This is a genomic window from Stenotrophomonas sp. S41 (genome assembly GCF_016624625.1).
Taxonomy (GTDB): domain Bacteria; phylum Pseudomonadota; class Gammaproteobacteria; order Xanthomonadales; family Xanthomonadaceae; genus Stenotrophomonas.
Map to the genome: position 1 here is coordinate 1 of NZ_JACVTV010000143.1, position 9272 is coordinate 9272.

Annotated in this window: 8 protein-coding genes; 4 read left to right on the top strand and 4 right to left on the bottom strand. The window is 69.1% G+C overall.

All coding sequences use genetic code 11. From position 1 onward, the window contains the following. Positions 1 to 148: 148 nt before the first annotated feature. Positions 149 to 415: a DksA/TraR family C4-type zinc finger protein gene (locus tag IAE56_RS19430; RefSeq protein WP_108770729.1), complete on the bottom strand. Its 267-nt coding sequence runs from the start codon at positions 413 to 415 to the stop codon at positions 149 to 151. Positions 416 to 548: 133 nt separating this feature from the next. Next, positions 549 to 1106: a DUF2058 domain-containing protein gene (locus IAE56_RS19435; protein ID WP_108769567.1), complete on the bottom strand. Its 558-nt coding sequence runs from the start codon at positions 1104 to 1106 to the stop codon at positions 549 to 551. Positions 1107 to 1168: 62 nt separating this feature from the next. On the opposite strand from IAE56_RS19435, the gene IAE56_RS19440 reads away from it, so the two are divergent. The 3 genes from IAE56_RS19440 to IAE56_RS19450 are packed head-to-tail and all read left to right on the top strand — an operon-like array spanning position 1169 to position 4032. Next, complete coding sequence (locus IAE56_RS19440) at positions 1169 to 1669, top strand: M48 family metallopeptidase (RefSeq protein WP_100473548.1); 501 nt, start codon at positions 1169 to 1171, stop codon at positions 1667 to 1669. Positions 1670 to 1716: 47 nt separating this feature from the next. After that, positions 1717 to 2415: an RNA pseudouridine synthase gene (locus tag IAE56_RS19445; protein ID WP_108769569.1), complete on the top strand. Its 699-nt coding sequence runs from the start codon at positions 1717 to 1719 to the stop codon at positions 2413 to 2415. Between the two features lie 48 nt (positions 2416 to 2463). Beyond that, positions 2464 to 4032 carry a phospholipase D family protein gene (locus tag IAE56_RS19450; protein WP_200753663.1) on the top strand — a complete coding sequence of 523 codons (1569 nt, stop codon included), beginning with the start codon at positions 2464 to 2466 and terminating at the stop codon, positions 4030 to 4032. Between the two features lie 3 nt (positions 4033 to 4035). On the opposite strand, the gene IAE56_RS19455 is transcribed toward IAE56_RS19450, so the two are convergent. Further along, positions 4036 to 5115 carry an HDOD domain-containing protein gene (locus IAE56_RS19455; RefSeq protein WP_200753664.1) on the bottom strand — a complete coding sequence of 360 codons (1080 nt, stop codon included), beginning with the start codon at positions 5113 to 5115 and terminating at the stop codon, positions 4036 to 4038. Positions 5116 to 5389: 274 nt separating this feature from the next. On the opposite strand from IAE56_RS19455, the gene IAE56_RS19460 reads away from it, so the two are divergent. Further along, positions 5390 to 6487: a Glu/Leu/Phe/Val dehydrogenase dimerization domain-containing protein gene (locus IAE56_RS19460; RefSeq protein ID WP_079222727.1), complete on the top strand. Its 1098-nt coding sequence runs from the start codon at positions 5390 to 5392 to the stop codon at positions 6485 to 6487. 62 nt (positions 6488 to 6549) lie between these two features. On the opposite strand, the gene IAE56_RS19465 is transcribed toward IAE56_RS19460, so the two are convergent. Further along, positions 6550 to 9272 (bottom strand): autotransporter serine protease (locus IAE56_RS19465; protein ID WP_200753665.1); only part of this gene is annotated, 2723 nt, incomplete at its 5' end.

Below are 9272 nucleotides of genomic sequence, written 5' to 3' on the forward strand. Positions count from 1 at the left end.
GCCATGGATGGCGCCTACGAGCCCCCAGGGATGGGTTTACGGCGTGTCCTGACCACCCACACCGCCCCGCCATCCCACGGAATGCCGCTCTTGATCTTGCTTCGGCTTCGGCAGGTGCAGGGCGCAGCCCTGCAATAAAAAACCCCCTTTACCTCAGCTGGCTGTCCTTGCTGCCGCGCCGGTTGTAGCCGGCATGCGCCTGCTCATCGTCGTCCAGTGCCTGCTGGCAGGCCACGCACAGCCGTACGCCGGGCACGGCCTCGCGCCGCGCCAACGGAATCGGCGCGTCGCATTCCTCGCAGTGTTCCAGACCCGGGCCCTGCCGCAGCTGGCGCCGCGCGCGGGCAATCGCATCGTCAACGGTGGCGTCGATCTGGTCCTGGACCGCGCCGTCTCCCGCCCATCCGGTGGCCATGGCCATCCTCCGCAGGTGTGTCGCCTGATATGGGGACGATACACCCCGCCGCAAACGGCAGCGCGAAAAGGGGACGGAGGGGATCAAGTCGTTTGTGGCACAAACGACTTGATCCCCTCCGTCCCCTTTTTGACTACCAGACCAGGTCGTCGGGGACCTGGAACTGGGCGTAGTACGCGTCGTCCTCGGCGTTGCCGGTGGAGATCTCGGCGGTCGAGCCCGGCTGGCCGTGGTCGACGATGATTGCTTCCGGGGCGCGCTCACGCACCTTCTCGGCGGCGGCACGCGGCAGCAGCGCATAACCCTCGCCCTGGGCGACGATCACCAGCACGCCCACCGACAGCGCCTTGCGCAGCTTGGGGTCGATCAGCAGGGTGCGGATCGCCGCGCCGTCGCTGAAGCGGTACTCGTCATCGCCCTTGTGGGGCACGGCATGGGCGGTGATGATCTGCTTCGCCTGCGCCTTCTGTTCAGCCAGCTTGGCCTGCGCATTTCGCTCGGCGGCCAGCGCACGGTCGCGCTCGACCTTCTCGGCGCGGGCGCGTTCAGCTTCGCGCTGGACCTCGGCGGAGGTCGATTCCGCCTTGCCCTGGCGGGCCTTGGCCTGGGCGCTCGCAGCGGCGCTGGCCTGCGACTTCTTGGCCAGGCCGGCCTTGAGCAATTGTTCCTGCAGCGCGTTGGGCTTTGCCATGGTCGTTGCGTACCGCGTGTAATCTTGGATGTCCCATTCTACCGACGCCCCGCCGCCCCTGCATGGCTGTCCTGAAGTACCTCACCGGCTATCCCGAACCCCTGGTCGCCCAGGTCAGCGAACTGCTGGCCCAGGGCAAGCTCGGCCCCTGGCTGCAGCAGCGCTACCCCGACCCGCACGAGGTACGCAGCGACCGCCAGCTGTACGACTACACGCAGGACCTGAAGGACCGCTACCTGCGCAAGTCGGTACCGCTGAACAAGGTCTGCTACGACAACACGCTGGAAGTCATCAAGCACGCGCTGGGCACCCATACCGCCATTTCCCGCGTGCACGGCGGCCGCCTCAAGGCCAGCCGCGAGATCCGCATCGCCACGGTGTTCCGCCAGGCGCCGGCGGCCTTCCTGCGCATGATCGTGGTGCATGAACTGGCCCACCTGAAGGAGGCCGACCACAACAAGGCCTTCTACCAGCTGTGCCAGCACATGGAACCGGATTACCTGCAGCTCGAGTTCGATACCCGCCTGTACCTGACCGAACTGGCCAACCGCAGCCAGCGCTGACCGCCCGCAGCAGCTACACTGCGCGCCCCCTGACCGACCTGCCCGCCATGGAACCGACCCGCCTCGACAAACACCTGGCCGCCCTGCTCGGCATCCCGCGCGGCGAAGCGCGCCGCTACATCGAGGGCGGCTGGGTGACGGTCAATGGCGAAGTCGTCGAACAGCCCCAGCGCCAGGTCGATGAGAGCGCGGTGATCGTGATGGCCGAACAGGCCGAAGACACCAAGGCCGAGCGGGTCACCATGCTGCTGCACAAGCCGGCCGACGTCGCCGCCGAAACGCTGTGCGCAATGGTGAGCAGCGCCACCCGCAGCGAGCTCGATGCGAGCGACATCCGTCCGCTGCAGCGTCATTTCCATGGGCTGCAGCTGGCGGCATCGCTGCCGGCGGCCGACAGCGGCCTGGTCGTGGTCAGCCAGGACCCTGCCACCCTCGCCCACCTGCAGCGCAACCTGGGCCGCACCGAACAGGAATACCTGGTGGAAGTGGCCGAGGGCGGGCCCGAGCGCGGGCCGTGGCTGATGGCGCGCCTGCAGCACGAATCCGGTGGCGCCAAGGTCAGCTGGCAGAACGAGCAGCGCCTGCGCTTTGCCGGCAAGGGCCTGACCGCCAAGGGCTTGCGCACGGCAGTGGGCAACGCCGGGCTGCAGGTGGCCGCGGTTCGCCGCCTGCGCATCGGCCGCGTGGCGTTGGGGCCGCTGCCGCCGGCGCAGTGGCGCTACCTGGGCAGCGACGAGCGGTTCTGAGCCTGCGCTGGTGGCATCCACGCATGGCGTGGATCTACCATCGATGGCATGAGCCCGTACCTGCCGCCCTGGCGACGCGTGCTGCGCGTCGTTGCGATCATCATCGCCGCCCTGCTGTTGCTGGTGCTGTCCGGTCTGCTGCTGGCCGACCACCTGACGCCACAGGCACACGGGCCGGTCTCGCACGTGCTGCCGCTGCAGCCGGCACAGACCGCCATCGACCGCCAGCTGCTGCCCGAGCTGGAAGCCCACCCCGGCCAATCCGGCGTGGCCTTCCTCAGCGATGGCATGGACGCGTTCGCGGCACGCGCGAAGATCACCGAACAGGCCGGGCGCAACCTGGACCTGCAGTACTACATCTGGCAGGACGACCTGGTCGGCCACCTGATGGCCAAGGCCCTGTACGACGCCGCGGAACGTGGCGTGCGCGTGCGCATCCTGCTTGACGACATGAACGCCAAGGACAAGGACGCGCTGATGATGGCGCTCGATGCGCACCCCAACATCGAGATCCGCCTGTACAACCCGTTCCGCAACCGCAGCGGCATCGCGCGCACGCTGGAAATGATCCAGCGCGCTTTCAGCGTCAACCACCGCATGCACAACAAGAGCTGGATCGCCGACGGCCGCGTGGCCATCGTCGGTGGCCGCAACATCGGCGAGGAATATTTCAGCGCGCGCAACGACGTGAATTTCCAGGATCTGGACCTGGTGGTGGCCGGGCCGGCGGTGCAACAGGCCAACCGCATCTTCGACGACTACTGGAACAGCGACACCGCCATTCCCATCGCCGCGCTGGCCACCTACACCGATGCCCAGCTGCGCGCGCTGGTGCGCCAGTCCGATCGGGATGCGCTGCACGCCAAGGCACGGCCCTACCTGCAGCGGGTCGCTGATTCGCGTGCGCAGCGCCAGCCGGGCCCGGACCCGCTGCACTGGAGCGCCAACGTTCGCATCCTTTCTGACCCGCCGATGAAGCACCGCAACGATGCGCGTGATGACTGGCTGGTCAGCGCGCTGGTCGAAGAGCTGCAGTCCACCCGCCATACCGCGTTGCTGGTGTCGCCCTACTTCGTGCCTGGCGCGGATGGCCTGCAGGGCCTGTCGGCGATGGCCGCGCGTGGCGCCCAGGTGGGCGTGGTGACCAATTCGCTGGCCGCCACCGATGTGGCGGCCGTGCACGGTGGCTACATGGGCTACCGGGAGCCGCTGCTGAAGGCCGGCGTGCAGCTGTACGAACTGAAGGCGCACGGTGAGCCCGGCGAATCCAGCCTGTTCGGCAGCAGCGGCGCCAGCCTGCACACCAAGGCCTTCGTCATCGACGACCACCGCGGCTTCGTCGGCTCGTTCAACCTCGACCCACGCTCGGCCTACCTCAACACCGAAATGGGCGTGCTGTTCGATGACCCGGTGCTGGGAGCGCGGCTGCGCGAGGAATATCTGCGCCTGGCCGACCCGCTGCACAGCTGGTGGCTGGCGCTGGGTCCCGACGATGACCTGCGCTGGCTGGAACGGCAGCCACCGCCACATTGGGTGGGCCGCGAACCCGGCAGCACGCTGCGCGCGCGTGCGACCGCCCGCATCATCAGCTGGCTGCCGGTGGAATCGCAGCTGTAGCGCTTACGCGCCGCCCTCGCCGTGGGCGTCGTGCATGGCTTCGTCGAGGGTTTCCACGTTGCGCCCGTGCAGGCGCCGCCAGATCCAGCGCAGTGCGTGCGGCGGCGCCGAGGGCAGCTGCTCCAGCAGCGCCAGCATGCGTGCCTGGGTGCCGTGGCCATGCCGGCACAGCAGGCTGGCGGCGGCAGCCGCGCTACCCAGGCGCAGGCTGTCGGCCAGCGGGCCTTCGGCATCGGCGGCCAGCGCCTGGTGCACCGGTTCGGGCAGGTCCCAGGCCGCCGCCACGCGCTGGGCCAGCGGCAGCGACCAGCGCTGCAGCAGGTCCAGGGCCAACGCCGGCGCCACCGTCTCGTTGCGTGCCTGTGCTTCCTGCAGGAGCTGGCGCATCACCAGCGCCGCGCCCAGCCCCTGCACCAGGCCGAGCCACTGCGCGGCGAAGGCATCGCCGAAGGTGACCGTGCGCGCATGGTCCGCCGCCGCGCGCGATGCCAGCAGCGCGTGCTCCCAGATGATCGCGCTGAACTGCGGGAACACCTCGCACTGCACCTGCATGACCGGCTGCACCAGCACGGCACTGATGATCTGCCGCACGCCTTCGGTGCCGACCAGGGTCACCGCCCGCTGCAGGCTGTCCACCGGCCGCTCGTGCACCTTGTAGGCCGGGCTGTTGGCGATGCGCAGCAGGTTGCCGGTCAGCACCGGGTCCTGGCCGATGATCGCGGCCATCACCCGTGCCGAGGCCACCTCGTCATTGACGGTCTGGATCAGCTGCGGCAGCAGCTGCGGGCGCCGCGGCAGCTGCCGGGTCGCCCAGTCACGGTCCTGCAGCGCGCGGTCCACCGCGTCGGCCAGCGCGGACGGGCCGGGCGTGGCCGGCTCACCTGCCAGATGCGGGTACAGCGCCAGGGCATGCAGGCCACGCTGCAGGTGCGCGGCGACCTCCGCCGGCGGCAGCGCCTCGCCCTGCAGGCTGGCTGCAGCGGCGGCCACGGCCTGCCGTGGTGCCGTCGCCAGGCGCACCGGGTCCGTACCGGACAGCCGGGACACCCATCCCACCAGCGTTTGCCACCAGGCCGGCCTCATCCGGATCGGCCCTGTCGTTGCACTGCTGCTGCCACTGACTGCCCCTGCGCGTTCTTCACATCGGCCACCTGCCGTCGACGCTGCATCGGCCGCACTTTCATCTTCTTTAACCCGGACCGCTCGGATCTGCACGGCAGATGCCGGGGGAATGGACTAGAATGGCGCCGCGCGACCCGTCCCCCAGCCATGACGACGTCGCTTTTTTTGTTTTGGGACCCTACCGTTCATTGGCAGTTCGCTGCAGTTCGCCGCTGATCGCGCCATCGGAGACGCCATGCTATTCGAAACCCTCGCCACCACCGGCCACGAACAGGTTGTGTTCTGCCACAACCAGGATGCCGGCCTGAAGGCGATCATCGCCATCCACAACACCACCCTGGGCCCGGCCCTGGGCGGCGTGCGCATGCGCCCCTACGCCAGCACCGACGAGGCGCTGGCCGACGTGCTGCGGCTGAGCCGGACGATGACCTACAAGAATGCACTGGCCGGGCTCAATGTCGGTGGCGGCAAGGCAGTCATCATCGGTGACCCGAAGGTGGACAAGACCGAAGTGCTGTTCCGCGCCTTCGGCCGCTACGTCGATTCGCTGGGCGGCCGCTACATCACCGCCGAAGACGTCGGCACCGACGTCAACGACATGGAAAACATCTACCTGGAAAGCCAGTTCGTGACCGGCGTGCACCAGGTCCACGGCGGCTCCGGCGACCCGGCGCCGTTCACCGCCTATGGCGCGCTGCAGGCGCTGATGGCGTCGCTGCGCTTCAAGTTCGGCCACGAGGAAGTGGGCAAGACCAGCATCGCCGTGCAGGGCCTGGGCCATATCGGCATGGAGCTGGTCAAGCTGCTGCGCGACCGCGGCGCCAAGCTGTACGTGACCGACCTGGACAGCAGCCTGGTCGATCGTGCGGTCAGCGATTTCGGTGCCGAGGCGGTCAAGCCGGACGAGATCCACGAGGTCAACGCCGACGTGTTCGCACCGTGCGCGCTGGAAAGCGCGATCAACGCCGACACCCTGCCGCGCATCAAGGCGAAGATCATCTGCGGCACCGCCAACAACCAGCTGTCCAGCCTGGAGATCGGCGATGAACTGCATGCGCGCGGCATCCTCTACGCGCCCGACTATGCGGTCAACGCCGGTGGCGTGATGAACGTGTCGCTGGAGATCGACGGCTACAACCGTGAACGCGCGATGCGCCTGATCCGCAGCATCTACCACAACCTCACGCGCATCTTCGAGCTGTCCCAGCGCGAGAACATCGCGCCGCAGCGTGCGGCCGACCGCATCGCCGAAGCGCGCATCCTGTCCATCGGCAAGCTGAAGATGCCGCTGGGCCGCAGCACCCCGCGCCTGGGCAACCTGCGCGGCGGTTGATCCGCCCGGCCGCGGGACGCGGGGAATGCCGGCCAGCGGCCGGCATTCCCCGGTAACCCCGATCAGAAAGCGGCGCTGTAACGCAGCGCCACCTGGCGCAGATCCCCACGCGGACCGAAGCGCTGGTCGTAGCCGAAGCCCAGCCGCGTGTTGCGGCTCAACCACGATTCCACCGATACGCCGAACAGGCCGCCGGAACGCGTCGGCTGCAGGCCGGCCATCGGTGCCCATGCGTCGACGCCGACGAAGCTCGCATCCGCATCCAGGCCCTGGCTGGACAACAGCTGCTGCCACTCGGCATAGCCGCGCAGCGACCAGCCGCGCCACTCGCGCTCGGCGCGCACACCGGCCAAGGCCTGGCTGCGGCTGCTGATACCGCCCTGCGTGCGCAGGCCGAAGCCCAGCCCGCCCTGTTCGCTGAAGCGATCGTTGTCGACCCGCGCGTAGTCGGCGCCCACGTAGGGGGTCAGCGCTGCATGCGCCGACCCGAAGCGGTAGCCGGTCTCCACGCTGGCCATGCTGAAGCTGCCGCCGTAGCGCGCATTGACGCCGTACTGGCCAGCTCCCAGCAGCAGCTGGCGATCGATCTGGCGGGTGAACTGGCCGGCGCCCACCTGGCCCAGCGCGTAGGCACCACCACTGCTCCAGCCCGCATACAGCTGCGCCTGCGACTGCCGGTCACGCCCGCGGTCGCCGCCCCAGCTGCTGTTGCTGTAGCTGCGCAGTTCGCCGAAGGCGAAGCCGAGCACGCCGTTGCCGCCCATCGCCACGTCCTGGCCCATCATCCAGCCGCGGGTGTCGGTGCCGCTGGCCGAGAAGCTGCCCTGGCCGGCATCGCCCAGCGCGTTCTGCCAGGTGCCGCCCAGCCGCGGAGCGGCCTGGACCTGGCCGAAGCGGGCCGACAATGCACGGCGGCCCAGGTCGATGCTGTCGAACGTGGCCGCCGCGGCCAGCGCATGCGCCTTGCCGGACAGGCTGTCGAGGCTGGCCTGCAGGGCCTGGTTGCCTTCCACCCGCTGCAGCGCGGCCGCGCCATCGGCGAAGGAGGCCGAGCCGGCGCCGAGATCGAGGCGCTCGAACGCTGATTCCACCCGCAGCGCCGAGGCCAGCGCGGCGTTGGAAGCGCGCGCCACGCTGGCGGCCTGGGTGACGTTGATGCGGTCGGTGACCAGCACCACGCTGTCGCTGCCGTAGGTCAACGAACTCTGCAGCAGGGTGCCCTGCGGCAGGCTGTTGCTGACCCCGTCGAAGCGGCCGGTGACGCCCTGTCCGGCATGCAGCACGGTCTGGGTGCGGCCATCGGCGGCCACGTAGCCGCTGACGATGCTGGCCACGTGCACGTCGCCGCCCTGCAGGGTGGCCGTGCCGGTGATCTCCAGCGGGTTGGAACCCAGCGAAATGCTCAGCCGTGCACCGGCACGATGCAGGTAGTTGCCCTCGATGGTGGCGCTGGTATTGGCATTGCGCAGGATGACGGTGGCGCCGTTGTCGACGTTGCCGCGGATCCGGCTGGTGCCGGTCATGAACTGCAGCGCGGCGCCCTCGGGCACGCCGGCCTGCGGCACCACGACCACGTTGGAGGTGATCGACCCGCCATCGCGCAGCGCCAGCGTGCCCTGCTCGATGCGGGTTTCGCCGGTGAAGGTGTTGGTGCCCGACAACCCCAGGGCGCCGACGCCCTGCTTGACCAGGCCACCGCTGCCGCTGATGTCGTTGCTCCAGACCGAATCCAGGCCGGTCTGCGAGACGTTGACCACGGCATTGCCCCAGTCGAACTTCGCCGGCCCGTTGATGGCCTTGGCGATGTTCAGCAGGCCATAGCCGAAGGTGCTGTCCACGCCGGGCGCACCCAGGTCGGTGGCGGTGCCGAGCAGGGTCTGCCGTACCAGGTCGTTGCTGAAGTACGGGTATTTCTGCCAGACCACGGCCGCCGCACCGGACACCAGCGGCGCGGCGAACGAGGTGCCGTAGTTCCACAGCAGGGTGGAGCCGGTCGGGTAATTCGGATTGACGAAGATCGCCGCACCGGGTGCCGCCAGGCAGTAGCTGGCCGCCACGCCGCAGGCGTTGGCATAGCCGGCCAGCTTGCTGGGGTCGGTGGAATCGACCGCGGTCACCGCCAGCCAGCCACGTTCCAGGTCGGCGGCCGGGCGCGAATTGTTCGGGCCGGCCTGGCTGGGCAGCGCCGCCATGTCCGACGGGTTGGCCTTGGATTCATTGCCGGTGGCGAACACCACCAGGCCGTTGTTGCCGATGATGAAGGGGCGGTACTCGGCCGCGATCGGCGCGGTGGCCGCGGCGTTGGTCCAGTAGAGCCCGCCCCATGAGTTGTTCATGATCTTCACGCCCTGGTTGATCAGGTCCTGGTGGACCCCCGCCAGGCCAAGCGCGCCATCGACCTCGTTGCCGTTGCCCGACCCATCGTCGGTCGGCCGCGTGTCGGAAATGATCCGCGCCGAGACGATCTGCGCGTTCGGCGCGATGCCTCCCGGCCACGACCCGAAGGCCTTGCCCGCCGCCAGTTCAGCCACCGCCGTACCGTGGCCGACCACGTCATCGTTGTTGAGGTTGTTGCTGCGCGGATCCACGTAGCTGTAGTTGGCCAGCACCCGCCCGCTCAGGGTGGGATGGTTGCGCTGCACGCCCGAATCGACGATGCCGATGCGCACGCCGCTGCCATCCAGCCCCGCGCTGCGCGCTGCGTCAGCCTTGGTGATGGACAGGTGCGCGTTGATCGCCGGTTCGGCCGGCTGGGTGGGCGTGGTCGGCGGAGGCGTGGTGGGCG